The organism is Rickettsiella endosymbiont of Rhagonycha lignosa, from assembly GCF_964031165.1.
Taxonomy (GTDB): Bacteria; Pseudomonadota; Gammaproteobacteria; order Diplorickettsiales; family Diplorickettsiaceae; genus Aquirickettsiella.
The window spans coordinates 1,194,470-1,220,678 of sequence record NZ_OZ035011.1 but is presented as its reverse complement, the minus strand read 5'-3'; the positions used below and the strand labels follow the sequence as shown (position 1 = coordinate 1,220,678).

Here is a 26,209-nt window from a genome sequence, read left to right as displayed (position 1 = left end):
CGACTGCATCAGAAATGGCTAAAGCTGCGCCATCATCTTCCGAACAAGTGAAACCAGAGTTAGCTCAAGAAAGTTTGGCGAGCATGGCGGAAGCGATCGAGTCAAATTCAAGCAACGAAAGAATTAAAGCGCTTGTTGATAAACCATTGATGTCGGATTTATTGGGAATACTGAAGCAAGAAGATTATTTAGATGAGTTTGATAATATTCGTATCTCCTTAGCTTCGCCAGAAATGATTCGTACTTGGTCTTATGGTGAAGTCAAAAAACCTGAGACCATTAATTACCGTACTTTCAAACCTGAAAGAGATGGTTTGTTTTGCGCAAAAATCTTTGGCCCGATTAAAGATTATGAATGCTTATGTGGTAAGTACAAACGGCTTAAACATCGCGGTGTGATTTGTGAGAAATGTGGTGTCGAAGTGGCATTGACGAAAGTACGACGCGAGCGTATGGGTCATGTCGAACTGGCAAGTCCAGTCGCCCATATTTGGTTTTTAAAGTCCCTACCTTCACGTATCGGTTTATTACTCGATATGACCTTACGCGATATAGAACGTGTGCTTTATTTTGAAGCATTTGTGGTTATAGAGCCTGGTATGACGACTTTGGAACGTGGTCAGCTTTTAACAGATGAACAATATTTAGAAGCTATCGAGGAACATGGTGACGAATTTGATGCGCGTATGGGTGCTGAAGCGATACAGCAATTACTGATTACGTTGAATCTGAAGGAGGAAATTAATACCTTACGTGAAGAGATTCCTAATACTAGTTCAGAAACCAAATTAAAAAAATTCTCTAAACGCTTAAAACTGCTGGAAGGATTTGATCAATCCGGCAATAAACCAGAATGGATGGTTCTAACGGTACTACCAGTACTACCGCCTGACTTACGTCCTTTAGTTCCTTTAGATGGTGGACGTTTTGCGACATCGGATCTGAATGATCTGTATCGTCGTGTGATCAATCGTAATAATCGTCTAAAACGTTTACTCGATTTGAACGCACCCGATATTATTGTGCGTAATGAAAAACGTATGTTGCAAGAATCTGTAGATGCTTTGTTGGATAATGGTCGTCGTGGCCGAGCTATTACCGGCAGTAATAAACGACCCTTGAAATCTTTGGCGGATATGATCAAAGGTAAACAAGGTCGATTTAGGCAAAACTTATTGGGTAAGCGCGTTGATTATTCAGGTCGTTCAGTCATCGTAGTCGGTCCTACATTAAAACTGCATCAATGTGGCTTGCCAAAAAAAATGGCCTTAGAATTATTTAAGCCTTTTATTTTAAGTAAATTACAATTCCGTGGCTTAGCGTCTACGATTAAAGCCGCTAAGAAAATGGTAGAAAATGAATCGCCTGAAGTTTGGGATATTCTTGAAGATGTGATCCGCGAACATCCGGTTTTATTAAACCGAGCACCCACATTGCATCGTTTAGGTATTCAGGCATTCGAGCCTATTTTAGTTGAAGGCAAGGCCATCCAATTGCATCCTCTGGTTTGTACCGCATACAACGCCGACTTTGACGGTGACCAAATGGCAGTACACGTACCATTGACCATCGAAGCGCAGTTAGAAGCGCGTACGTTGATGATGTCGACTAATAACATTTTATCTCCTGCGAATGGCGAACCGATTATCCTTCCGACTCAGGATGTCGTTTTAGGACTTTATTATTTAACACGCGATAAAATCAATGCCAAAGGAGAAGGTTTAATTTGTTCCGATGTTAACGATGTCCGCCAGCTATATGATGCAGGCTATGCCGATTTGCACGCCAAGATTAAAGCTAGAATAACCGAAGTGTTATTCGATGCGAAAGGTGAACGTAAAGAATCAACCAAACTAATCGATACCACAGTTGGTAGAGCGTTATTACGCGAAACGTTACCAGACGGGTTACCCTTTTCTTTAATTAATAAAACGCTGAATAAAAAAGCAATATTAAGTCTTATTAATGAATGTTATCGACGTTTAGGTTTAAAGGCGACGGTTATTTTTGCTGATAAATTGATGTATACCGGTTTTGGTTATGCTACACGTGCGGGTATTTCGGTCGGGATTGAAGATTTGATCATTCCTGAAAGTAAAGCAGCTATTATTGCCGGTGCTGAAACCGAAGTAAAAGAAATTGAATCTCAATACGCTTCAGGTTTAGTGACACAAGGGGAACGTTATAACAAGGTTGTTGATATTTGGTCGCGTACTAATGACCAAGTTGCTAAAGCGATGATGGAAAAATTAGCGACAGAGAATGTAAAAGCCGCGGATGGTAAAATCGTATCACAAGAGTCATTTAACCCTGTGTACATGATGGCAGATTCTGGCGCTCGGGGTTCACCTGCGCAAATGCGCCAGCTAGCGGGTATGCGAGGTTTGATGACTAAACCGGACGGTACTATTATTGAGACACCGATTACGGCTAACTTCCGTGAAGGTTTAGACGTATTACAATACTTTATTTCTACGCACGGTGCGCGTAAAGGTTTGGCAGATACCGCGCTTAAGACGGCTAATTCCGGTTATCTGACACGACGTTTGGTTGACGTAGCGCAGGATATGGTTGTTACTGAAGATGACTGTGGAGCGACCTTAGGTATTGCTATTACTCCCCACGTTGAAGGCGGAGAAATTATGGTGCCATTACGAGAACGTGTTTTAGGTCGCGTACTCGCAGAAGATGTCAGCTTGCCAGGCAGTGATGATATTGTGGTGAATAGGGGAACTTTATTAGATGAAGATTGGGTTAATATCTTAGAAGAGCGGGCTGTGGATCAAGTGAATGTGCGCTCGCCAATTACGTGTGAAGCTAAATATGGTATCTGTGCCGCTTGTTATGGCCGTGACCTAGCGCGCGGGCATTTAGTAGGTATCGGTGAGTCAGTCGGTGTTATCGCTGCTCAATCGATAGGAGAACCGGGTACACAGCTAACCATGCGTACCTTCCATATCGGTGGAGCGGCTTCCCAGGTGGCCTTAGCTAATCATATCCAAGTAAAGTCTAAGGGCCGCATTAAATTGCATAATATAAAACTCGTTAAACACAATGATGGACATTATGTGACTGTCTCACGTTCCGGTGAGTTAACGCTGTTGGATCCTCAAGGTCGTGAAAGAGAGCGTTACAAACTACCTTATGGTGCTGCCATTAAAGTTTCTGATGGTACTGAAGTGGTACCAGGTCAATTAATCGCTCAATGGGATCCACATACACATCCCGTTGTCACTGAAGTTGCCGGTTATGTTAAGTTTATTGACTTAATCGATGGTATCACCATGAATCGACAGACCGATGAACTTACCGGTTTAACCAGTATTGTGGTCATGGATTCCAAACAACGTGGCTCAGGGGGTAAGGAATTGCGTCCTATGGTGCGACTGACCGATAATGAAGGTAATGATCTGTTCTTACCAGGTACCCGTTTACCAGCGCATTATTTCTTGCCGATTAATGCTATTTTGAGCTTGGAAGATGGTGCTGCGGTGGGCGTAGGTGACATTGTTGCACGTATTCCACAAGAAACTTCAAAAACGCGCGATATTACCGGTGGTTTACCTCGTGTAGCGGATCTTTTTGAAGCGCGTAAGCCTAAAGAGCCTGCTATCTTGGCAGAAATTTCCGGTATCATCAGTTTTGGTAAAGAAACTAAAGGTAAAAGACGTTTAGTGATTACGGGTAATAACGGTGAAGCGTTTGAAGCGTTAATTCCTAAATGGCGTCATGTGACGGTTTTTGAAGGTGAACACGTAGAACGAGGTGAAATTGTTGCCGATGGACCTTTAAATCCACATGATATTTTGCGTTTGTTAGGGATTAATGCACTAACTAATTATATCGTTAGTGAAGTACAAGAAGTTTATCGATTACAAGGTGTGAAGATCAATGATAAACACATTGAAGTTATCGTTCGTCAAATGCTACGTAAAGTAAACATTCTTGATTCCGGTGAAAGCCGTTATTTAAAAGGCGAGCAATTGGAAGAATCACGTCTTAAAGAAGAAAATAAGAAATTGATTGCTGAAAATAAATTGCCTGCACGCTTTGAAGCGGTATTGTTAGGTATTACTAAAGCTTCTTTAGCGACAGACTCTTTTATATCAGCTGCGTCATTCCAAGAAACAACACGTGTATTAACTGAAGCGGCGGTTACTGGAAAACGTGATGAGCTGAAAGGATTAAAAGAAAATGTGATTGTTGGTCGCTTAATTCCTGCAGGGACTGGATTTGCTTATCATGCTGAAGCTCGTCGTCAGCGCGCTGCTAATGTATTGGCAAGACAACAACGTTTAAGTGCCTCAGCAGCAGCACCACAGATGACAGCGAGTGATGTAGAACAAGCCTTGAGTCAGGCCTTATCTGAGCCTAAGAAAGATGATAAATCATAATTTCTAAGTTTTTTTCTTTCATAAAAAATGCACTTTAGGGTGCATTTTTTTAATCTTTATTGTGCAACACAAGCTTACTCGATTTCGCTGGATAGCAAAATTAGCGGCAAAAAGTTCTGCAGGATTCATTTTTTGTTAATAATCTTCTGATTTAATCATACTATTGGATAAAGTATATTCTGTAGTGGAGTAATCGAAAAAAAGAAAAGGTGTTTTAATGGCTACTGTAAAACCTAGACTCAGTTTAAATGAGAATTTTATTCTGCGAGGACAGTCGTATAAAGCAGGCATGTTGTTGTTGGTAAGTCATTTAACTGAACAAGAATGGAAGTTGGGCAATAAATTTTCAGCTCGAACAGATTTAATCTCTGAGCAAATCGACAGACTTTATAAAGATTATGAGAATGACCTTAAAAAAGATAAGGGAATTTGTTTTAAAGCTGCCAATGTAAAATTCAAGAGCTTAATTGCATCTTATATTTCAATATTAGTTTTCCACACAACGTTAAAAAATTCTTTTCAATCATTGTGTGTCGCAGAACGTTGTGCAGTATGGCACAAGGGTCATGAAAAATTCGATACGTTGGTCTCTTTTGTAAGTAAAGACAGTCAACTAGCATCCCTTGAGATAGCTCAAAGTGAAACTCCATGTACCGGCAACGATATTTTGTTGCAGGAATATAGGGCTGAACCTAAACCTTTTTGGTTTAAGTCATTACCTAAGTGGCTGCAAAATTTTATTAAGAAAAACGCTGAGAAACTCTTTGGACCGATACCTTCCTCACTGCGCAACATCCCAGGCCTAGCAAATTTGTCGATGCATAGTTTCAAAATTAATGATGTTGAAGTTTTACGTAATTTTCGCCATGCAACTCCTGCGCCCATTGATTTAATGGCAAAACAGCCGAGTGATGAGTTAGTCCGTTTAATCTGTTTAAATGTAGCGTCTCAGCTCAAATTAAGCTTGGCTACAGGCAGCCTAAATCAACAAGAGCTTGTTATTTTATTGCTATCTCTTTTATCGCCCGGATGGGCGGCTACGCTCAAAGCTAATTATTTTACAGATACGAGTGATAATGACACTCTGCTGTATGAGATGAAAGAGCGAATAGTCGAGCTTTTTCAACGGGCTTTAAGTAATCCTAACAAGCAGATTGATGCTAAAGATGCAAAAATAATAGCACTTTTTTTTACCGAAGAAGAGCAGTTAGAAACTCTCTATTACAAAGATTTTTTAGCCAAATTTGATCTGAGGGTTAATTCTGATGGCTGTATTAAATATAAACAACATAAACCAGTTAAAATAACTTTATTGTCGACTAATCGCCCACTTAATATATTACGACGTTTTGGCGTTCATCCCGATCAAACTAAGCGCAATGACTTTAATACAGCACGATTACTAAATGCAGTTGGGCGTTATTTAAGTCCTTTATTGTTTGAAAAAAATAGTACCCATCCACCAGAACAATTCCCAGCGTTATTAAAATACATTGAGGAAAGCGAACGATCTGGTGAGAAATATTCAACGTTACGTAAATTAATAAGCCAGCTTGATCTTTATGGGCGAAATAAAAATTTTTCCGTAAAAAAAGGTAAAAAAGAATTAATTAAAACTATAGAAGATCTCTTAAAAAAAGATTCATTGGATAAAAGCGTTGGATTAAAACAGGAAAATAAATTTGATAGAAATACCGTTCGACTATTGGACGCTTTGCAAGCTTTATTGGCAATTCCAACTAGACAAGGTGTATTAACGGCGGATACAAGGCATCATCAGATGCTAATAAGTTCGCTTGAAATGGTTATTTTGAACCGTATCGGTGGGATTCCCTGGGTGGCCTGTAAAAGTGGCAAAGATCGCACTGCTGGGGCATTAATTGCGGCTGATGCAATGGAGGCTTTTTATAAGCTAAAAGGAAGACATCCTCGTCATGATGATAACAAACAAGATAGAGCATTGCTTTTAGAATTATATGAATATTTCTTTGAATCGGGTCACCATCAACAGGTGGCTTCAAAAAATGCACCTGGGGCTGAAGGTTTAATTAAATTTTCCAATTTTGCGCCTAACGATTTAGTATTGGATCAGAAAAAAATTCAATCAGAAACTAAATTTGCGCGCTTAAACAAACCTATAAATATAAAAAATTCGCATAATGAACCTTTTAACCAGCAAATTTTAAAGGATGAATTACGGAGTTTAAAAGATAAAACAATCAAGGTCGCAATCGGTCAAAATGTCACACTGGGAGATTTTAGCAGAAATTGGAACATTTATTCTATCAACGGAGTAAGTGTTAAGAAGTTGCGAAATGGAAAGGAATTTAAAGACGAAAACGATCTTTCCGAATTTATTGAAACTCAACTATTGGGGCAGATAAAAGACCAGGAGTTAAAAAAATATTATCTGACGCTGGCTCTAGGTTCTTTTCATCAGGGTGGTTTTCTACATGCTTTTTCTTTGGTAAGCGGGGGGTTAATTAATAATTATTACCAGCAGGAAAAGCAGAACACTATTATTGGACAGCCGAACATGAAGATAAACTTGTCCTGGGTAAAGGGAAAGGGTATTCAAATTGAAGAGATTAATGCCTATAAAGAAAAAAAACATCTTGACTGGGATGACCCCAGCGAAAAAGGAGACTTTTGCGAAACCCATTCTTGTATTTTGCTAAATCTTAATACGGTTAAAGATAAAGGCTATAAATTAGCAGTCAATATTCAAAGCGTCTATGTTAACTGTACAGAAACTCAACTTAAAAGCGTATTTTTTTCAAAAAAAACGTTACTAGAAGCTTTTATAGACTTTTTACAGTCACTTTTAGTAGCCATTAAGCGTTGTTTTGATAAACTAATCAAACCTTATCCTATTCTAGATGAAGGCTGGATATCTAAAACTAACGCGACTTTTTTTAAAAAATCAACCGAAACTACCGTGAATGAGGCGAGCAATGCCCTGCAATGTGAGCCCAGCGCCGCCCCTGTCTTTCTTTCCTAATAAAATATAGATAATGTGAGAAGGAGAAGGCGTAATCATTTATGTAGGCGAGGCAAGAGAAGTCTTCACAGCTAGCATACCTTGTATAAGTTAACGGTGTATAAGATATGAAGATTACAGTAGCAAACGATACACACTTTAATTAAAATTTAATTTTTTCTAAATTTGTAAAGAAAAGATACAGAATTAGCTTAGAAAATAAGCCGAGAAAGCGATGTCGACACTTGACATCTTAGAGCGGTCTCTTTACAATCTCGCCCCTCTTCGTTCGATGAAGAAAGTATTTTTTGAGCTTACTGTAACGCCTGAAAATTTAGTGCAAACGCAAACAAAAGTTTGATTTACACTAAAAAATGAAGTATTCAGAATAAATTTAAGCCACATTTTTAAGTAAAGAGATTACATGGCCACAATTAACCAGTTAGTACGAAAACCGCGTGTACAAAGACGCACTAAATCAATGGTGCCTGCGCTGGGTGAATGTCCCCAAAAGCGCGGTGTTTGCACCCGTGTCTATACAGTTACACCTAAAAAGCCGAACTCAGCTTTACGTAAAGTGGCGCGGGTGCGCTTAACCAATGGGATGGAAGTAACGACTTATATCGGTGGTGAAGGCCATAATCTCCAGGAGCACTCAGTTATTCTGATGCGTGGCGGACGAGTAAAAGACTTACCCGGTGTTCGATATCACGTGGTGCGTGGCGCTTTAGATACCTCAGGGGTGTCAGGCCGAAAACAAGGGCGTTCTAAATATGGTGCTAAAAGGCCTAAAGATAAATAATTAATAGCTAGGAATTGAGTTATGCCAAGAAGACGTGTTGCTGCTAAGAGGGTTATCCTCCCTGATCCTAAATTTAAAAGCGAGTTATTGAGTAAATTCATTAATTCAGTGATGAAAAATGGGAAAAAAGCTGTTGCGGAAAAAATCGTTTATGGCGCTTTAGAGCGATTGGATGCCCGATTAAGAGATAAGTCTAAAAAAGCAGATAGAGATGAAGAGACGGGCGGAGAAGGTGCTGGTAAACAAGGTTTTGATGCAGATGCATTACTCGATATTTTTGACCAAGCATTAGATAATATCCGACCGAATGTAGAGGTAAGAGCCCGACGTGTGGGTGGTTCAACCTATCAGATTCCGGTTGAAGTGCGTCCATCGCGGCGTACTGCCTTAGCGATGCGTTGGCTTAAGGTGGCAGCGAGTCAACGTAGCGAAAAAACTATGGCGCAACGCTTGTCGGCAGAAATTTTAGATGCTTATGACAACAAAGGCATCGCAGTGAAGAAACGAGAAGATACGCACCGTATGGCTAAAGCTAACCAAGCTTTTGCTCATTTCCGGTTCGGCTGATTTTAAAAAATTTAAAAGGTACTGAGAGTGGATCGACAAACACCCATAGAACGCTATCGAAATATCGGTATTATTGCCCATATCGATGCGGGGAAGACAACAACAACAGAGCGTATTTTATTTTATACTGGTGTATCTCATAAACTTGGTGAGGTCCACGAGGGCACCGCCATTATGGATTGGATGGCTCAGGAACAAGAGCGCGGGATTACAATCACCTCGGCCGCGACCACCTGTTTTTGGGATGGTATGGCGCATCAATTCCCCCAGCATCGTATCAATATCATTGATACGCCTGGCCACGTTGATTTTACTATTGAGGTTGAACGTTCGCTACGCGTACTGGATGGAGCTTGTGTCGTTTTTTGTGCCGTGAGTGGTGTTGAGCCGCAATCTGAAACGGTATGGCGTCAAGCAAATAAATATCAAGTACCGCGTTTAGCTTTTGTAAATAAGATGGATAGAGCGGGCGCTAATTTCTTGCGTGTCGTTGAGCAAATAGCCAAGCGTTTAGGCGGGCGTCCTATTCCTATCCATATTCCGATAGGCGCAGAAGAAAAATTTGAAGGCGTTGTTGATTTAGTGCAAATGAAGGCTATTTACTGGGATGAAAGTACGCAGGGTATGCGTTTTGAGTATCGAGATATTCCCGAGGCTCTAAAAGCTGAGTGCGAAGCATGGCATGAAAAGCTGATTGAGACGGTCGCTGAAGCCTCTGAAGAAATGACAGAGCAGTATCTCAATGGTGAAAAGTTTACTATCGATGAAATCAAGAAAGCTATTCGTTTATTGACCTTAGATAACAAGATTGTTCCTGTGCTATGTGGTTCTGCCTTTAAGAATAAAGGCGTGCAGGCTATGTTAGATGCTGTTATAGAGTATCTCCCGGCCCCTAATGATGTTGCGGCGATTAAAGGTGTTCTCGATGATGCTAACCAGACCGTTGCTGAAAGGCCGCCTCTTGATGGCGCCCCTTTTGCAGCGCTTGCGTTTAAAATTGCTACAGATCCTTTTGTCGGTTCGTTAGTGTATTTTCGAGTCTATTCAGGCGTAGTAAAAAGTGGCGATGGTGTTTATAACCCAGTTAAAAGCAAAAAAGAGCGTATAGGGCGTATCGTGCAAATGCATGCTAATACGCGTGAAGAAATTAAAGAAGTTAGAGCAGGCGATATTGCTGCAGCGGTTGGGCTGAAATACACCACGACGGGTGATACACTTTCAGATCCAAATAATATTATTACCTTAGAACGTATGGAGTTTCCTGAGCCGGTTATCTCCGTTGCGGTAGAGCCTAAAACCAAAGCTGATCAAGAGAAAATGTCTATTGCTTTGAGTAAGCTTGCCCAAGAAGATCCTTCTTTTCGTGTGCGAGTAGACGAAGAATCAGGTCAAACCATTATCTCTGGTATGGGTGAGTTGCATTTAGAGATTATTGTCGATCGAATGAAACGAGAATTCAGTGTCGAAGCCAATGTAGGTAAACCACAAGTCGCTTATCGAGAAACAATACGCAAAGCAGTTGAGCAAGAAGGAAAATTTGTTCGCCAAAGTGGTGGTCGTGGTCAGTATGGTCATGTATGGATTAAGCTGGAGCCATTAGAAGCGGGTAAAGGTTACGAGTTTGAAAATGCTATTGTTGGTGGGGTTATTCCTAGAGAGTATATTCCAGCTGTTGATAAAGGAATAAAAGAGCAATTAGAAAATGGTGTGATAGCGGGCTATCCGGTCGTCGATGTTAAAGTAACACTTTTTGATGGTACTTATCATGATGTCGATTCCAGCGAAATGGCTTTCAAAATTGCAGGTTCAATGGCTTTTAAAGAAGGGGCACGTAAAGCCTCACCCGTCTTGCTAGAGCCGATTATGAAAGTTGAAGTGGTGACACCTGAAGAGTATATGGGTGATGTCATGGGTGATTTGAATCGTCGTCGTGGTATTTTGCAGGGTATGGAAGATTTACCTGCAGGTGGCGGAAAAATGATACGTGCTGAGGTTCCACTGTCAGAAATGTTCGGTTATGCCACTGACTTACGTTCAGCGACTCAAGGACGTGCTACCTATACGATGGAGTTTGGTAAATATAACGAAGCTCCCGCTAATGTTGCGGATGGTATTATTCGTAAAAAAGATGATAGTAAATAATTAATAGTTATTGAGGTAAAAATTATGGCCACTGGAAAGTTTGTACGAAATAAGCCCCACTTAAACGTGGGAACTATAGGCCACGTTGATCATGGTAAAACAACATTGACGGCAGCGATTACCAAATGTATGGCAGAAAAGTTTGGTGGTGAAGCGATTGCGTTTGACAAAATTGATAAAGCTCCTGAAGAAAAAGCACGTGGGATCACTATTTCGACCTCGCACGTAGAGTATGAAAGTGACAAACGTCACTATGCTCACGTTGACTGTCCTGGTCACGCCGATTATGTCAAAAACATGATCACTGGTGCAGCACAAATGGATGGTGCAATACTCGTGGTGAGTGCAGCAGACGGTCCTATGCCACAAACACGTGAGCACATCTTATTAGCGCGACAAGTAGGCGTGCCTAATATTGTAGTATTTATGAATAAATGTGACATGGTAGATGACGCAGAGTTATTAGAATTAGTAGAAATGGAAATTAGAGAATTGCTTTCTAAATATGAATTTCCAGGCGATGATATTCCAATTATTCGTGGATCGGCAAAGAAAGCATTAGAAGGTGATTGTGAAGGTGGTGGTGTTTATGCATTGGTTAAAGCGATGGATGAATATTTCCCAGAGCCTGTTCGTGATACCGATAAACCATTCTTAATGCCAATCGAAGATGTATTTACCATTTCAGGTCGTGGAACAGTAGTAACCGGTCGTGTAGAGCGTGGGATTGTAAAAGTAGGTGATGCTGTGCAAGTGGTGGGTTTACGAGCTGTACAAGATACCGCAGTTACCGGTGTGGAAATGTTTCGTAAGTTATTGGATCAAGGTGAAGCGGGCGATAACATTGGTGCGTTAATCAGAGGATTAAAACGTGAAGACGTAGAGCGCGGACAAGTTTTAGCTAAGCCAGGTACAGTAGAAGCTTGGGTAGAGTTTGAAGCTGAAATTTATGTGTTGACTAAGGAAGAAGGTGGTCGTCATACAGCATTCATGAATAACTATAAGCCACAATTTTATTTCAGAACGACTGATGTAACCGGAACGATTAAACTTCCTGAAGGATCAGAAATGGTTATGCCAGGCGATAACGTCAAGATTTCAGTAACACTGATGAATGAGTATGGTGTTGCTATGGAACAAGGTTTACGTTTTGCTATTCGTGAAGGTGGAAAAACTGTAGGGTCTGGCGTTGTTTCTAAACTTATTAAAAAAGGTAAAAAGGCCTAGTGGTCAGTAGGAAATTTTATGTCTTTAAAAAGCCCAGATTTGCGTATTGTCCTACTTGCGTTTGACCATCGATTAATCGATGCAACAACAAAAGAGATTGTGAATTCATTGAAAAGAACAGGAGCTATTATCTCTCCGCTACCTTTGCCGACACATAAAAAGAAGTGCACGCTTAACACTTCACCCCATGTCGATAAAGATGCACGGGATCAATATGAAATACGTACGCATAAACGTTTAATAGACGTTTATGCTTCGACTGATAAAACAGTAGATGCACTCAAGTACCTTGAAGCTTTACCTTCCAATGTTGAGATTCAGGTAAAAATTATGAGTGATAAAAAAGAAAAAAGCGAAAAGAAAGATAAGTAATTTCCTTAAAAGTACAAATTCAGTGTAGGTGTTTTTTTATGACAATGGGTTTAATCGGTCGAAAATGTGGTATGACACAGATATATGCTGAGAATGGTTCAGCAATTCCTGTTACGCTCATTGAAGTACTGCCTAATCGTATCGTTCAAATTAAAACGAAAGAGCGCGATGGGTATGAATCTGTTCAAGTAACCACAGACAAAAAATCTTCTTCACGTCTAAATAAAGCTGAAGCAGGTCATTTTGCTAAGGCCAACGTTGAGCCTGGAAAAGGTCTCTGGGAATTTCAATTAAATGGCGATGATAGTGAATTTTTAAAGGATTTATCATTAGGAAAAGAGATTACAGTTGATCAATTATTTAAATTAGGCACATGGGTTGATGTAACTGGAACTAATAAGGGTAAAGGATTTGCGGGTGTCATTAAGCGACACCATTTTGCTACACAAGATGCAACGCATGGTAATTCGCTTTCACACCGTGCACCCGGTTCTATAGGTCAGCGTCAATCGCCAGGTCGTGTGTTTAAAGGGAAGAAAATGTGTGGACAGTTAGGAAATCACCGTTGCACTATTCAATCTTTAGAAGTAGTTAAGGTCGATCCTGAACGGCATTTGTTGCATATTAAGGGAGCGGTGCCTGGAGCGCCGGGCGGGCACGTAATTATAAAACCCGCGGTACGAAAAAAGAATAAACGAAACCAAGGTTGATCTCTTAGTAGAGATTGATTTGCACTATAAATTTTTGGAATGGCTTTATGCAAGTGGCTTTAGTAACAAAAAATGGCTCGAATCAAGAACTGCAGTTATCAGAAACTGTTTTCGGATGTCGATTTAATGAGCCTTTAGTCCATCAAGTTGTCACTGCTTACTTAGCAGGTGGACGGCAAGGTACGCGAGCGCAGAAAAATCGTGCTGCTGTAAGTGGTGGTGGAAAAAAACCTTGGAAGCAAAAGGGTATGGGTCGTGCAAGGGCAGGTACTATTCGTAGTCCGCTTTGGCGTAGTGGTGGTGTTACTTTTGCAGCAAGCACGCAAGATTTTTCACAAAAAGTAAATAAAAAAATGTATCGTGCAGCGATGCGATCCATTTGTTCGGAGCTTTTACGCCAAGGAAGATTTATTGTTTTAGAATCGTTTGAACTCGAAAATGCTAAGACTCGTGATTTAGTTGCAAAACTACATAATCTCAAGATCGACCAAAAAGTACTTATTGTTCTTGAAGAAGTTAATGAAAATACTTATTTAGCAGCAAGAAATGTACATAAAGTAGAATTAACTGACGTGGAAGCTATTAATCCAGTTAATTTAATTCATTATGAAAAGATATTAATCACAGCGCCTGCTTTAAAACAAATTGAGGAACTCTTAGCATGATGAACATTGCCCTAACTCAGCAGTTGCGCCGATTTAAACTTATTCAACGGCCACATTTATCAGAAAAATCTACGATGCTGGCAGATAAGCATCGACAGTTTGTGTTTAAAGTATTAAAGAATGCAAATAAGTCAGAAATTAAACAAGCGGTAGAATCATTGTTTAATGTAAAAGTAAATGCTGTTCAACTTTTGAATGTAAAGGCCAAAACTCGTCGCTTTAAACAAGTTGAAGGTCAGTTAAAGGGCTGGAAAAAAGCTTATGTGAGCTTGAAGGAAGGCTATGACATCGATTTTACCGGAACAAAATAGAGAGAATTAAGTTTTATGCCTAGTAAAAAAGCAAATCCTACCTCGCCAGGTCGACGCTTTGTCGTTGAGATTTCAAAAGTGGGTCTACATAAAGGTAAGCCGCATAGTAGTTTATTAGCTCCAAAACCTAAAAGGGGTGGGCGTAATAATCAAGGTAGAATTACTACACGTCATCAAGGCGGAGGTCATAAGCAGCAGTATCGTCTAATCGACTTTAAGCGCGATAAAGAAGGAATCAGCGGACGTGCTGAAAGGATAGAATACGATCCAAATCGTACTGCGCACATTGCTTTGATTTTGTATCCAGATGGTGAGCGTCGTTATATTTTGGCTCCGAATGACCTCAAAGTCGGTATGCAAGTCGATGCTGGGCCGGAGGCTTTGATCCGCCCCGGAAACTCATTGCCTTTACGCAATATCCCTGTTGGGACAGTATTACATGCTATTGAACTGAAACCTGGTAAAGGAGCTCAATTGGCACGTAGTGCTGGGGCGTATGTACAGCTCATTGCACGTGAGGGAGATTATGCTACTATACGGCTGCGATCGGGAGAGCTACGAAAAGTACCTGTCGAATGTAAAGCGAGCATAGGTGTTGTCAGTAATAATGATCATAATCTGCGTTCGTTAGGGAAGGCAGGAGCATCCCGTTGGCGTGGAATTCGTCCTACCGTTAGAGGTGTGGCGATGAACCCGGTTGATCACCCGCATGGTGGTGGTGAAGGTAAAACTTCAGGTGGTCGACATCCGGTGAGTCCTACGGGTCTTCCAACCAAGGGTTATAAAACGCGCCGCAATAAACGCGATGCAAAAATGATTGTGCAACGACGTAAGAAGAAATAATTTAATTTGACGAGGTGATCTAGTGCCACGCTCAGTAAAAAAAGGTCCATATATACAGGGACATTTAACGAAAAAAGTACAGGCAACCCAAGCCGCAAGTGTTAAGCGACCTATTAAAACATGGTCGCGTAGCTCTATGATTTTGCCTGAAATGATAGGTTTGACTATAGCGGTTCATAATGGTCGTGACTTTGTTCCTATTTATATTACCGAAAATATGATAGGTCACAAATTAGGAGAGTTTTCTATTACACGAACTTTTCGTAGCCATAGAGCAGCTGATAAGAAAGCCAAAGGCGCAGATGAAAAAAAATAGTTAATGGGGAATAGAAAGTGGAAGTTGCAGCACATTTAAAATACGCACGATTATCACCGCAAAAATGTCGGTTAGTAGCGAATCAAGTACGCGGTCAAACCGTGGAAAAGGCAATGCAAATCTTGACCATGAGTGTCAAAAAAAATGCTAAGGCGATAAAAAAAGTTTTAGAATCTGCTGTAGCAAATGCAGAACATAATGCTGGAGCCGATATCGATTTGCTGAAGGTTTCGACTATTTTTGTAGATCAAGGTCCAACTTTAAAGCGTATGCATGCCCGTGCTAAAGGCCGAAGCAACCGCATATTAAAACCAACGTGTCACATTACAGTAAAAGTGTCAGATGAAAATGGGGAGAAAAACTAATTATGGGCCATAAGGTTAATCCTGTTGGAATACGTTTAGGTATTACCCGAACATCGACAGCTAGATGGTATGCAAAAAAGTCCCGTGATTATGCGGATAATCTTTACAGTGATTTATGTGCTCGTAAACTTATTGAAAAGGCGCTTTTACAAGCTGGGGTTTCTTCAATACAAATAGAACGCGCAGCCCGAAAATCAAAAATAACGATCTCCGTTGCAAAGCCAGGCATAGTGATCGGAAAAAAAGGTGAATACATCGATCGTTTAAGAGAGCAACTAGAAAAAATTATGCTGGTGCCCGTTCGACTTTCCGTAGTGGAAGTGAAGAAACCAGAATTAGATGCAAAATTAGTTGCAGAAAATATTGCACAACAATTAGAAAGACGTGTTATGTTTCGTCGTGCTATGAAACGTGCGGTGCAAACAGCCTTACGATTAGGTGCGCTTGGAATTAAGATTAATGTTTCGGGACGTTTAGGTGGTGCAGAAATTGCGCGTAGCGAACGCTATCAAGAAGGAAGTGTGCCGTTACACACTTTTCGTGCGGACATCGATTACAGTTTAGCAGAAGCGCAAACAACCTATGGTAAATTAGGTGTAAAGGTTTGGATTTATAAGGGTGAAGTTTTTGATCGTTCAAAAATTTCGAATATTGAAACTACTGAAGCTAAAACACAATTTCTTGATGATCGAAATCAAAAGCATTATAGTCGCAGACGTCAACCTGCTAGCACTAAACATGCTGTGAATAAAGAAATTGTAGATGAAGCGACGCGTTAAAATAATATTGAAGAATAGATAGTTGGGAAAAGATTATGTTGCAACCCAAACGAACAAAATATCGTAAGCAGTTTAAAGGGCGTAATCGCGGAATTGCTACACGAGGTACAGAAGTTAGTTTTGGACAATTTGGCTTGAAAGCAACAGCTGCAGGCTTTATTACTTCGAGACAAATTGAAGCAGCGCGCCGCGCCTTAACTCGACACATTAAAAGAGGTGGGAAGGTTTGGATTAGGATATTTCCTGACAAGCCGATTACAAAAAAACCTCTGGAAGTGCGTCAGGGTAAAGGTAAGGGTAGCGTTGAATATTGGGTAGCCGTTATTCAACCGGGTCGCGTTTTATTTGAAATGGAAGGTATATCTGCTGAGATGGCTAGAGTGGCTTTAAAACTGGCTGCAGCGAAATTGCCTATGACAACTAATTTTGTTACGCGGACGGTGCTTTAATGAATAAGAAAGAAAAGATTGAATTGAGAAATTTATCCATTGAATCACTTAAGGAAGAAAGTTTTAAGTTAGGACAGGAAAAGTTTAAATTGGAAGCACAGCATGCGACACATCAATTGACTGCAACACATAGATTAAAAGCAGTTCGGCGGTTGTTAGCAACAACATTAACTATTTTACACGAAAACATAGGCCAGAAAAAAGTATGAGCCAAGCTATTAAAGTCAATCGAACCTTAACAGGTCGAGTTATCAGTAATAAGATGGATAAAACCATTAACGTTTCGATAGAACGTAAAGTAAAGCATCCTAAGTACGGAAAGTATTTAAAACGTAGCAGTAAAATTCTTGCTCATGACGCAGAAAATCAATGTCAAGAAGGTGATATCGTTATTATCCAGGAGGGACGCCCGATTTCTAAACGTAAGGCCTGGTCGCTTGTGCAAGTGGTAGTAAAGTCGATAAATCAGCAACCCGTTCCTGAAGAAACGACGGGATAGGGGAAGTTTTTTATGATACAAATGCAAACTCAACTGGCTGTGGCAGATAATAGCGGCGCTCGCAGTGTGATGTGTATTAAGGTACTCGGTGGGTCAAAGCGACGTTACGCGGGAGTTGGAGATGTTATTAGAGTCAGCGTTAAAGATGCTGTACCACGCGGTAAGGTGAAAAAAGGTGAAGTTTGGCATGCTGTCGTTGTACGTACTAAAAAAAGAGTACGTAGAGGTGATGGGAGTGTGATACGTTTTGATAGCAATGCTGTTATTTTATTAACAGCACAACACCAACCATTAGGCACGCGGGTTTTTGGTCCTGTTCCTAGAGAATTACGTACCGAACGCTTTATGAAGATTATCTCTTTGGCCTCTGAAGTATTATAAGGTAGAGCACAATATGCGTAAAATTAGAAAGGGTGATACGGTCATCGCCATAGCCGGTAAAGATAAGGGTAAACAAGGTAAAATATTGAGTGTTTGCACTACTAAGAACCGTGCGCGCGTAGAAGGCATTAACTTAGTAAAAAAACATGTGAAACCTAACCCGCAAAAAAATGTTGCTGGGGGAATTGTATCGCAAGAAGCTTTAATTAATTTAACGAATCTGGCTTTGTATAATCCAGTTTTGAAAAAAGGTGATAAGGTAGGGATTAAAAAACTGGAGGATGGAAAGATGGTGCGTATCTTTAAATCCAACGGTGAGCTGGTTGATATCTAATAATTAGGTGAGATTTGATGGCAAGGTTAAAAGAATATTATTTAAATACAGTTATGGCGCAGCTTAGGCAAGAATTTGCATATGATAGCGTCATGGAAGTTCCACGTATTACTAAAATCACACTCAACATGGGTGTCGGTGAAGCCGCAGCAAATAAAAAGGTAATTGATGCAGCCGTGTCAGATATGACATTAATTGCTGCGCAAAAACCAATTGTTACTAAGGCAAAGAAATCTAATGCGGGCTTTAAAATCCGAGAAGAATGGCCTATCGGCTGTAAAGTAACATTACGAAAAAACCGTATGTACGAGTTTTTAGATCGCTTAATTAGTGTAGCGATACCGCGAATTCGAGATTTTCGTGGATTTAGCGCTCGATCTTTTGATGGTCGTGGGAATTATAGTTTAGGAATTCGTGAGCAAATTGTTTTTCCTGAAATTAAATACGATACAATCGATGCTTTACGTGGTATGGATATTACGATTACTACGACCGCAAAAACTGATAAGGAAGGACGAGCTTTATTAGTTGCATTTAAGTTTCCGTTTAAAGAGAATTAATATTTATGGCAAAGAAAAGTGTAATTATGCGCCAGAAAAAGCGCGAACTTATCGTTAAAAAGTATGCGGTGAAACGTGCTGAGTTGAAAGAAATTATTTACAGCATAACTGCATCTGATGAAGATAAGTGGTTGGCGCAACAAAAAATTCAATTATTGCCACGTGATTCTTCTCCAGTGCGATTACGTAACCGTTGTCGTTTAACAGGGCGACCACGTGGAGTTTATCGGCACTTTGGACTGTCTCGAAATATGCTGCGGCTTTATGCTATGAAAGGTGAGCTCCCAGGATTAGTTAAATCAAGCTGGTAAGGTAAAAAATATGAGTATGCAAGATCCTATCGCAGATATGCTCTGCCGAATAAAAAATGCCCAAGCGATTGAAAAGCCATCGGTATCGATGCCTTCGTCAAAAATTAAATTAGCTATTGCTAAGTTGTTAAAAGATGAAGGATATATCTCTGATTTTCAATGTGAAGAAAAAGGATGTAGGTCCTCGCTGACAATATTTTTAAAGTATTATTTAGATAAACCCGTTATTGCAGCATTAAAACGTGTGAGTCGTCCTGGATTACGCATTTATCGTTCAGCGACTGAGCTACCTAAAGTAGTCGCTGGCTTAGGAATAGCCATAATATCTACTCCTAAGGGGTTAATGACTGATAGAGCGGCTCGAGCTTTGGGTCAAGGCGGCGAAGTTATTGCTATCGTTGAATAAACGTTAAGAAAGGTTGATATGTCAAGAGTTGCAAAAAATCCAATAAATTTCGGCGATGTGCAAGTCACGCTGGATGGTGAAACACTAGTTGTTAAAGGCAGTAAATCGGTATTGAATTTGAAGCTGCCTAAACAAGTTAATATTGAAATTAAAGATAAATCTTTACAAGTGAGTCCTATCGATGAAAGTACAATAGCTGATGCTTTAGCTGGGACTACACGTGCCAATATAGCTAATGCAGTTGAGGGCGTAGTAACGGGATTTAAGAAAGTTCTGCAATTAGTAGGCGTGGGTTATAGAGCGAATGTACAAGGTAAAAAAATTAACTTAACATTAGGATTTTCACATCCTAGAGATTATGAAATACCCGATGGAATTACTATTACCACGCCAACTCCGACAGAAATAGTCATACAAGGTTTTAATAAACAATTAGTTGGACAGGTTGCAGCGGAAATACGTCAGTATCGTCCACCTGAAGCTTATAAAGGTAAAGGTGTGCGTTATGCAAATGAACGCATTAAATTAAAAGAAACTAAGAAAAAATAGCGATTAGAGGTAGGCATGTTAGACAAGAAGTTAAAACGGAAACGTAGGGCAACTAAGACGCGTGCTAAAATACGTCAACTAGGTGTTGCACGCTTATGTGTGGCACGTACGTCTAAGCATATTTATGCGCAAATTATTGTATCAGCCGATCGGGGCGATAAAGTATTAGCAAGTGCGTCTACACTTGATAAAGAAATCAAGACCTTAGGTACTACTGGAAATAATATTAAGTCAGCGACGATAGTTGGTGATTTTATAGCAAAGCGAGCATTAGCGGTTGGAATAAATCAAGTGGCTTTTGATCGTTCAGGTTTTAAGTATCATGGTTGTATCAAGGCATTGGCAGAGGCAGCCCGGGAAGCCGGATTGCCCTTTTAATTAAAAGGTTATTCATCGATGAGTTTTGATCAATCAACAAAAAGTGATGGCTTGCAAGAAAAATTAATTGCAGTTAATCGTCATGCTAAGGTCGTCAAAGGTGGACGTATTTTTAGCTTTGCTGCGGGAGTTGTCGTTGGCGATGGCAAAGGACGTATTGGTTTTAGCAAACGACCGGCGCGAGAAGTTTCTGTTGCTATGCAAAAAGCCTTGGAAAAAGCTCGACGCGATATGCTTTATATCGAATTGAATAATCATACCTTATATCATCCGTTGATAGGTCGTCACGGAGCAACTAAGGTGATAATACTTCCTGCAGTTGAAGGAACAGGTATTATTGCAGGCGGACCCATGCGCGCAATTTTTGAAGTGTTAGGCATTAAAAATGTCATAGCAAAAATCATTGGATCTTCAAATCGAATCAATGTTGTGCGCGCCACTTTAAAAGCATTGTCAAGTATGTCTACACCTGAAATGATTGCAGATAAACGTGGAAAATCGATTAAAGAAATTTACGAATAATTTAGGTAAGTAGATATGTCAGAAAAAAAATTGCGCTTGACTCTTATACGTAGTATCTCGGGTCGTTTACCTCATCATACTGCGACAGTTCTTTCGTTGGGTTTAAAGCGGTTAAATCAGATTGTTGAGGTGAAAGATAATTCACCTATGCGTGGAATGATCGATCAAGTTGCTTATTTACTCAAAATAGAGGAAGTCTAATTATGTATCTTAATACATTGAAGCCTGCTCCGGGCTCGAAGCCCGCTGCAAAGCGTGTAGGCAGAGGAATAGGTTCTGGTTTAGGAAAAACCTGCGGACGAGGTCATAAAGGACAACGTGCGCGAGCCGGTGGCTTTCATAAACTAGGTTTTGAAGGTGGACAAACCCCTTTACAGCGTCGTTTACCTAAGTTCGGATTTACATCTTTTAAATCATTGTCACTTCAGGTGTTACGTATTGATGCCTTAAATACAATTAAAGGGGATGTTGTTGACATACAAGTACTTAAAGATTGCCGGTTGGTATCTGCTTTGACAAAAGAGGTTAAAATCATAGCAACAGGTAAACTTGAAAGGTCAGTAACCGTAAAAGGTATAAAGTTAAGTAAGGGAGCAGAGGCTTTAATTAAAGCAGCCGGTGGCAGTGTTGAGGCTTAAATAGATGGAAAAACTTAGCCGTCTAGCGACGACTGCTGCTTCGGCGAAAGGGCGCACGCCTAATAGCGGATTTAGTGAACTGAAAAGACGTTTGCTATTTGTTTTGCTGGCATTAATTATTTATCGCATCGGTGCCCATATTCCTGTACCTGGTTTAGATCCACACCGATTAGCCGATTTATTTAGCCACCAGAGCAATAGTATATTAGGTCTTTTTAACATGTTTTCTGGGGGTGCTCTTTCTCGATTCACTGTTTTTGCTTTAGGTTTACTACCGTATATTTCAGTTTCTATCATTGTTCAACTTTTAACGGCTGTAACCCCGGCATTGGAAGAGCTTAAAAAAGAGGGTGAAGCCGGGCGGCGTAAACTGAATCAATACACGCGTTATGGGACTGCACTGCTTGCGTTAATTCAAGCCGTGGGTATGGCAAAATGGTTAGTTGGTAATCAAGTTGTTCTGAATCCTGGTTTTTTCTTTTATTTTGTAGCTACCGTTACTTTAGTTACTGGTACGATGTTTTTGATGTGGTTAGGCGAGCAGATTACTGAACACGGTATTGGCAATGGTATATCGCTCATAATATTTTCAGGGATAGTGTCAGGACTGCCAGTGGCTATGGCTAAATCCTTAGAGCAATTTAGACAGGGTCAAGTTCAGTTTCTAACTTTACTCTGTATTTTGGCAGTTATTGTGTTGGTAACTGCTTTTGTCGTATTCATGGAGCGCGGACAACGTCGAATTACGGTTAATTATCCGCAACGCCAACAAGGTCGTAAGATTTATAGTGCACAGACTAGTCATTTGCCTTTAAAGATTAATATGGCTGGAGTCATTCCCCCTATATTTGCTTCTAGTATCATGTTGTTACCGGGAACGTTTGCAAATTGGTTTGCTAACGTTAAAGGCTTGAGTTGGTTGGGAAAGCTTAGTTTCTGGTTATCACCCGGTCAACCGCTTTATATTTTGTTATTTGCTGCGGCAATCATATTTTTTTCTTTTTTTTATACCGCATTGGTTTTTAACCCTAGAGAAACTGCTGATAATTTGAAGAAATCTGGGGCATTTATCCCTGGTATTAGGCCTGGCGAACAAAGTGCGCGATATATTGACACAACGATGACTCGCCTTACTTTGATAGGCTGTATTTATTTGGTTTTGGTTGCCTTATTACCTGAGTTTATGATATTTACTTGGCATGTGCCATTTTATTTTGGGGGTACTTCCCTATTAATTATTGTAGTGGTCATTATGGACTTTATGGTCCAGGTTCAGTCTTTATTGATGTCGCATCAATATGAATCTTTACTTAAAAAGGCCAATTTGAAAGGTTTGTCTGGTGGGCCAGGTACCGCCTATTAATTGGCTCAGAGAATATGAGTATCATCTTTAGAGGTTATTATGAAAGTTAGAGCGTCGATTAAAAAAATTTGCCGAAACTGCAAGGTTATTAAAAGAAAAGGCAAATTAAGAGTCATTTGTTCAGCTGAAGCTCGCCATAAACAACGTCAAGGATAGTAGTATTACTAGATTACTGGTTGAACGGGAAACACCACTGCATTTTCTTTTTTAAAGTTCAGTTAAATTGCGACCCGCAGCTTACTAAGGTTACTAGTAATTGAAGTATTTTTGCGAGAGTGTTATTGATTTTTAGTCAGGAGTGAGATACCCTACTGCGCCTTCTGAAATATCTTAAATTTAAGGGTTTGGAGTGAAAAATGGCTAGAATAGCCGGTGTCAATATACCAATAAATAAACATGTCGTTATCGGTTTAACTGCTATCTATGGCGTTGGACGTTCACGCGCTAGTGAAATATGCCAAGACTTGGATATTTTGCCTGAGACCAAAGTTAAGGACCTTTTAGATGCCCAGCTAGATGCTATACGGCAGAAGATTCTTACTTATAAAGTGGAAGGTGACTTACGACGAGAAGTTTCCATCAGTATCAAGCGTTTGATGGATCTTGGTTGTTATAGAGGCATACGTCATCGCCGTGGTTTACCAGTCCGTGGCCAACGTACCCGCACTAACGCACGTACGCGTAAAGGCCCTCGTAAAATGATTCGTAAAGATTAATATAATGGTCATGTTTCCAATAAAATGTAAAAGCGTAGGTATTCACTAATATGACAGATTACAATTCACATGCTTCTCAGCCCTTAACGATGGCAGATAAGGCTTTAGCAGGAGCTCACCGTAAACGCAAAGAGGTTATCCCCGATGCAATCGTTCATCTGAGTACATCGTTTAACAATACGATTATTTGTATTCGCAAGGGTGGTGATACTTTAGGTATATCTTCTGCTGGAGCTTGTGATTTTAAAGGTACTAAAAAAGGGACAGCCTTTGCTGCTCGAGTTGCTTTCGAAAAGGCGATAGAAAAAGCCTACGATAAATATAGAGCTAAGTACAAACATAACTTGGGTCGAGTTGAAGTTAGAATAAAAGGACCTGGTCAAGGATCAGAACAAGCTATTATGGCATTGAAGAATAAAGATATAGAAGTGACACAAATACTAAATGTAACGGGTATTCCTTTTAATGGTTGTCGACCCCCTAAGCGGCGTCGAGTTTAGAACATACTCAGAGTATATATTAATAATTGGGAGTAAATAATTTAATGGCTAGATACCGAGGTCCTACTTGTAAATTAGCACGCAGACTTGGGACTGATTTACAGTTAAAAAGTGGTATACGTGCACTTGATAGCAAATGTAAGTTAGCTACGCCTCCAGGTATGCATGGCGCTAAACGCGGTAGATTATCTGAATTTGGTGTATTGTTTCGCCAAAAGCAATTAATTCGACGCACTTATGGTGTATTAGAAAGGCAATTCCGACTTTATTATGCTAAGGCTGCAAAGCGTAAAGGCATTACCGGTGAAAACCTACTTAAATTGTTAGAATGTCGTTTAGATAATGTTATATTTCGTATGGGATTTTCTGCGACGCGCGCTGAAGCAAGACAGTTAGTCTCGCATCGTTCTGTCAAAGTAAATGGAAATATTGTTAATATTCCTTCCTATCAAGTTAAGGCAGGCGATGTTGTTGAGATTAAGGAAAAAAGTAAGGCCCAAACGCGTATCCAAGCTGCGCTGGAACTCGCGAAACAAAAGCCTCAGCCTGGTTGGATAGATGTGGATTCTACTAAATTACAGGGAATTGTTAAGTTAATTCCTGAGCGTAGCGAATTGCCCCTAGAATTTAATGAGAATCTAGTCGTTGAGTATTACTCTAAGTAAGAAGGTAGCCCATGTCGACGAATGTTAAGAAGTTTTTAACCCCACAAACCATCGAAGTTCAAAGTATTGCGCCAAATAGAGCGTTAATCACTTTGCAACCTTTTGAAGCTGGTTTTGGTCATACCTTAGGAAATGCCCTACGTCGTATATTGCTATCGTCGATGCCAGGTTGCGCAGTTGTGGAAGCAAAAATCGAAGGTGTGCTTCACGAATATAGTAGTCTAGATGGTGTACAAGAAGATATTATCGATATTTTACTAAACTTAAAAGGCATAGCATTTCAGATGCATGGTAAAGAAGAGGTTACACTTGAGTTAGCCAAAAACACTGTAGGTCCTGTTCGTGCAGGAGATATTACTTTACCGCATGACGTTGAAGTTAAAAATCCTGATTTTGTTATCGCGCATTTAACCAAGCCAAAAGAATTTAAAATGACCCTTAAAGTAGTTAGAGGACGTGGTTATCAACCCGCTTCGTTACGTAAGGCAGATGATCAATTCGTGAGTGAAGTAGGCGCATTACAATTAGATGCACGCTTTAATCCTATTTTACGTGCAACCTATTCCGTTGAAAATGCACGTGTCGAGCAACGTACTGACTTAGATAAGTTGGTTATTGATCTAGAAACTAACGGTACCATCGAGCCGGAAGAAGCGATACGTCGTGCTGCTACGATCATACAAGAACAATTACATACTTTTGTTGAGTTACAACATGAAACAGAAGATGAAGTCGTTGAAGATATGGTTGATATTAACCCTATGCTATTACTTCCTGTTGATGAGCTAGAGTTAACCGTGCGTGCGGCTAATTGTTTGAAGGCTGAACATATTTATCGTATTGCTGATTTGGTTACTAAAGCTGAATCAGAACTTTTATCAACACCGAATTTAGGTAAAGTATCTTTATGTGAAATCAAAACTGCGTTACAAAAACGCGGATTGATGTTAGGGATGGACGTTCCTATGCAGCAACTGACCTCTCTAAAAAAATCTTTAGAAGGTGCAGAAGAAGCGGAAAAATTAGAAAAAACTGAAGATATTAATAAAGATTAATTTAAAGGGCTAAGTGTTATGCGTCATCTTAATTCCGGCCGTCGATTAGGCCGAACATCCAGTCACAGAACCGCGATGTTTCGAAATATGGTTGCCTCTTTGTTAACCAAGGAAATCATATGTACCACCTTAGCTAAAGCTAAGGAACTACGTCGAGTTGCTGAACCACTTATTACTTTAGCAAAGAGTGATGGTGTTGCGCAACGACGTTTGGCTTTTGATCGTTTACGTAATAAAGAAGCAGTGACTATACTTTTTAATACCGTGGGCCCGCGCTTTAAAAAAAGACCAGGCGGTTATTTACGTATTCTGAAATGCGGCTATCGTGCCGGTGATTGTGCGCCCATGGCCATGGTTGAGCTAGTTGAACGTACAGAGACAGAGACTACATCTGCCTAATTTTTATATAC

At 40.1% G+C, this 26,209-nt stretch carries 34 protein-coding genes; all 34 read left to right on the top strand.

Going from position 1 to position 26,209, the window contains the following annotated elements; translation table 11 throughout:
• The first annotated feature begins 149 nt into the window (after positions 1 to 149).
• Positions 150 to 4,394, top strand: a complete 4,245-nt coding sequence (gene rpoC, locus AAHI99_RS05475) for a DNA-directed RNA polymerase subunit beta' (protein WP_342228360.1) — start codon at positions 150 to 152, stop codon at positions 4,392 to 4,394.
• Between the two features lie 217 nt (positions 4,395 to 4,611).
• The gene (locus AAHI99_RS05470) at positions 4,612 to 7,395 is read left to right on the top strand and encodes a hypothetical protein (protein ID WP_342227285.1); all 2,784 of its coding nucleotides are present in this window, start codon (positions 4,612 to 4,614) and stop codon (positions 7,393 to 7,395) included.
• 403 nt (positions 7,396 to 7,798) lie between these two features.
• Positions 7,799 to 8,176 carry a 30S ribosomal protein S12 gene (rpsL, locus tag AAHI99_RS05465; RefSeq protein WP_071662579.1) on the top strand — a complete coding sequence of 126 codons (378 nt, stop codon included), beginning with the start codon at positions 7,799 to 7,801 and terminating at the stop codon, positions 8,174 to 8,176.
• Positions 8,177 to 8,197: 21 nt separating this feature from the next.
• Positions 8,198 to 8,743 (top strand): 30S ribosomal protein S7, encoded by a 546-nt coding sequence (rpsG, locus tag AAHI99_RS05460; protein ID WP_342227284.1) that lies wholly within the window; start codon positions 8,198 to 8,200, stop codon positions 8,741 to 8,743.
• A gap of 21 nt (positions 8,744 to 8,764) precedes the next feature.
• Positions 8,765 to 10,885: an elongation factor G gene (fusA, locus tag AAHI99_RS05455; protein ID WP_425288735.1), complete on the top strand. Its 2,121-nt coding sequence runs from the start codon at positions 8,765 to 8,767 to the stop codon at positions 10,883 to 10,885.
• A gap of 24 nt (positions 10,886 to 10,909) precedes the next feature.
• Complete coding sequence (gene tuf / locus AAHI99_RS05450; protein WP_342227282.1) at positions 10,910 to 12,112, top strand: elongation factor Tu; 1,203 nt, start codon at positions 10,910 to 10,912, stop codon at positions 12,110 to 12,112.
• 18 nt (positions 12,113 to 12,130) lie between these two features.
• On the top strand, positions 12,131 to 12,484 hold the full coding sequence (gene rpsJ / locus AAHI99_RS05445; protein ID WP_342227281.1) for a 30S ribosomal protein S10: 354 nt from the start codon (positions 12,131 to 12,133) through the stop codon (positions 12,482 to 12,484).
• Between the two features lie 38 nt (positions 12,485 to 12,522).
• Entirely contained in the window at positions 12,523 to 13,194 is a 672-nt protein-coding gene (rplC, locus tag AAHI99_RS05440; RefSeq protein ID WP_342227280.1) for a 50S ribosomal protein L3, read from the top strand.
• Between the two features lie 47 nt (positions 13,195 to 13,241).
• Positions 13,242 to 13,859 (top strand): 50S ribosomal protein L4, encoded by a 618-nt coding sequence (gene rplD / locus AAHI99_RS05435; RefSeq protein ID WP_425288708.1) that lies wholly within the window; start codon positions 13,242 to 13,244, stop codon positions 13,857 to 13,859.
• Positions 13,856 to 14,170: a 50S ribosomal protein L23 gene (gene rplW, locus AAHI99_RS05430; RefSeq protein WP_342227279.1), complete on the top strand. Its 315-nt coding sequence runs from the start codon at positions 13,856 to 13,858 to the stop codon at positions 14,168 to 14,170. Before rplD ends, rplW begins: the two co-directional genes overlap by 4 nt.
• A 15-nt stretch (positions 14,171 to 14,185) precedes the next feature.
• Complete coding sequence (gene rplB, locus AAHI99_RS05425; protein WP_342227278.1) at positions 14,186 to 15,013, top strand: 50S ribosomal protein L2; 828 nt, start codon at positions 14,186 to 14,188, stop codon at positions 15,011 to 15,013.
• A 22-nt stretch (positions 15,014 to 15,035) separates the two neighbouring features.
• On the top strand, positions 15,036 to 15,329 hold the full coding sequence (gene rpsS / locus AAHI99_RS05420; RefSeq protein ID WP_342227277.1) for a 30S ribosomal protein S19: 294 nt from the start codon (positions 15,036 to 15,038) through the stop codon (positions 15,327 to 15,329).
• Between the two features lie 17 nt (positions 15,330 to 15,346).
• Entirely contained in the window at positions 15,347 to 15,694 is a 348-nt protein-coding gene (rplV, locus tag AAHI99_RS05415; protein WP_342227276.1) for a 50S ribosomal protein L22, read from the top strand.
• Between the two features lie 2 nt (positions 15,695 to 15,696).
• Complete coding sequence (rpsC, locus tag AAHI99_RS05410) at positions 15,697 to 16,473, top strand: 30S ribosomal protein S3 (RefSeq protein ID WP_339049894.1); 777 nt, start codon at positions 15,697 to 15,699, stop codon at positions 16,471 to 16,473.
• A 35-nt stretch (positions 16,474 to 16,508) separates the two neighbouring features.
• A complete protein-coding gene (gene rplP / locus AAHI99_RS05405; protein ID WP_342227275.1) occupies positions 16,509 to 16,922 on the top strand; it encodes a 50S ribosomal protein L16 in 414 nt (137 codons plus the stop codon).
• A complete protein-coding gene (gene rpmC, locus AAHI99_RS05400; RefSeq protein WP_342227274.1) occupies positions 16,922 to 17,131 on the top strand; it encodes a 50S ribosomal protein L29 in 210 nt (69 codons plus the stop codon). Before rplP ends, rpmC begins: the two co-directional genes overlap by 1 nt.
• Positions 17,128 to 17,421: a 30S ribosomal protein S17 gene (gene rpsQ, locus AAHI99_RS05395; protein WP_339049889.1), complete on the top strand. Its 294-nt coding sequence runs from the start codon at positions 17,128 to 17,130 to the stop codon at positions 17,419 to 17,421. The genes rpmC and rpsQ overlap by 4 nt, the downstream gene beginning before the upstream one ends.
• Before the next feature lie 12 nt (positions 17,422 to 17,433).
• The gene (gene rplN, locus AAHI99_RS05390; protein ID WP_342227273.1) at positions 17,434 to 17,802 is read left to right on the top strand and encodes a 50S ribosomal protein L14; all 369 of its coding nucleotides are present in this window, start codon (positions 17,434 to 17,436) and stop codon (positions 17,800 to 17,802) included.
• Between the two features lie 13 nt (positions 17,803 to 17,815).
• Positions 17,816 to 18,136, top strand: coding sequence for a 50S ribosomal protein L24 (rplX, locus tag AAHI99_RS05385; RefSeq protein WP_342227272.1), 321 nt, complete (start codon positions 17,816 to 17,818; stop codon positions 18,134 to 18,136).
• A gap of 17 nt (positions 18,137 to 18,153) precedes the next feature.
• Positions 18,154 to 18,696, top strand: a complete 543-nt coding sequence (gene rplE / locus AAHI99_RS05380) for a 50S ribosomal protein L5 (RefSeq protein ID WP_342227271.1) — start codon at positions 18,154 to 18,156, stop codon at positions 18,694 to 18,696.
• A 26-nt stretch (positions 18,697 to 18,722) separates the two neighbouring features.
• Positions 18,723 to 19,007, top strand: coding sequence for a 30S ribosomal protein S14 (rpsN, locus tag AAHI99_RS05375; protein WP_425288707.1), 285 nt, complete (start codon positions 18,723 to 18,725; stop codon positions 19,005 to 19,007).
• A gap of 10 nt (positions 19,008 to 19,017) precedes the next feature.
• Positions 19,018 to 19,413 carry a 30S ribosomal protein S8 gene (rpsH, locus tag AAHI99_RS05370; RefSeq protein ID WP_342227269.1) on the top strand — a complete coding sequence of 132 codons (396 nt, stop codon included), beginning with the start codon at positions 19,018 to 19,020 and terminating at the stop codon, positions 19,411 to 19,413.
• A gap of 18 nt (positions 19,414 to 19,431) precedes the next feature.
• Positions 19,432 to 19,962, top strand: coding sequence for a 50S ribosomal protein L6 (gene rplF / locus AAHI99_RS05365; RefSeq protein WP_342227268.1), 531 nt, complete (start codon positions 19,432 to 19,434; stop codon positions 19,960 to 19,962).
• 15 nt (positions 19,963 to 19,977) lie between these two features.
• On the top strand, positions 19,978 to 20,340 hold the full coding sequence (gene rplR / locus AAHI99_RS05360; protein WP_342227267.1) for a 50S ribosomal protein L18: 363 nt from the start codon (positions 19,978 to 19,980) through the stop codon (positions 20,338 to 20,340).
• Positions 20,341 to 20,358: 18 nt separating this feature from the next.
• On the top strand, positions 20,359 to 20,862 hold the full coding sequence (gene rpsE / locus AAHI99_RS05355) for a 30S ribosomal protein S5 (protein ID WP_339049878.1): 504 nt from the start codon (positions 20,359 to 20,361) through the stop codon (positions 20,860 to 20,862).
• A gap of 15 nt (positions 20,863 to 20,877) precedes the next feature.
• A complete protein-coding gene (gene rpmD, locus AAHI99_RS05350; RefSeq protein WP_342227266.1) occupies positions 20,878 to 21,063 on the top strand; it encodes a 50S ribosomal protein L30 in 186 nt (61 codons plus the stop codon).
• Between the two features lie 2 nt (positions 21,064 to 21,065).
• Entirely contained in the window at positions 21,066 to 21,500 is a 435-nt protein-coding gene (gene rplO, locus AAHI99_RS05345) for a 50S ribosomal protein L15 (protein ID WP_342227265.1), read from the top strand.
• A 4-nt stretch (positions 21,501 to 21,504) separates the two neighbouring features.
• Entirely contained in the window at positions 21,505 to 22,863 is a 1,359-nt protein-coding gene (gene secY / locus AAHI99_RS05340) for a preprotein translocase subunit SecY (protein ID WP_342227264.1), read from the top strand.
• A 39-nt stretch (positions 22,864 to 22,902) separates the two neighbouring features.
• Positions 22,903 to 23,019 carry a 50S ribosomal protein L36 gene (gene rpmJ, locus AAHI99_RS05335; RefSeq protein ID WP_339049872.1) on the top strand — a complete coding sequence of 39 codons (117 nt, stop codon included), beginning with the start codon at positions 22,903 to 22,905 and terminating at the stop codon, positions 23,017 to 23,019.
• 200 nt (positions 23,020 to 23,219) lie between these two features.
• Positions 23,220 to 23,579 (top strand): 30S ribosomal protein S13, encoded by a 360-nt coding sequence (gene rpsM / locus AAHI99_RS05330; protein ID WP_339049870.1) that lies wholly within the window; start codon positions 23,220 to 23,222, stop codon positions 23,577 to 23,579.
• Positions 23,580 to 23,629: 50 nt separating this feature from the next.
• Positions 23,630 to 24,079, top strand: a complete 450-nt coding sequence (rpsK, locus tag AAHI99_RS05325; RefSeq protein ID WP_342227263.1) for a 30S ribosomal protein S11 — start codon at positions 23,630 to 23,632, stop codon at positions 24,077 to 24,079.
• Between the two features lie 44 nt (positions 24,080 to 24,123).
• Positions 24,124 to 24,744, top strand: coding sequence for a 30S ribosomal protein S4 (gene rpsD / locus AAHI99_RS05320; RefSeq protein WP_342227262.1), 621 nt, complete (start codon positions 24,124 to 24,126; stop codon positions 24,742 to 24,744).
• Between the two features lie 11 nt (positions 24,745 to 24,755).
• The gene (locus AAHI99_RS05315) at positions 24,756 to 25,799 is read left to right on the top strand and encodes a DNA-directed RNA polymerase subunit alpha (RefSeq protein ID WP_342227261.1); all 1,044 of its coding nucleotides are present in this window, start codon (positions 24,756 to 24,758) and stop codon (positions 25,797 to 25,799) included.
• Positions 25,800 to 25,817: 18 nt separating this feature from the next.
• The gene (rplQ, locus tag AAHI99_RS05310) at positions 25,818 to 26,198 is read left to right on the top strand and encodes a 50S ribosomal protein L17 (protein ID WP_342227260.1); all 381 of its coding nucleotides are present in this window, start codon (positions 25,818 to 25,820) and stop codon (positions 26,196 to 26,198) included.
• Positions 26,199 to 26,209 lie beyond the last annotated feature (11 nt).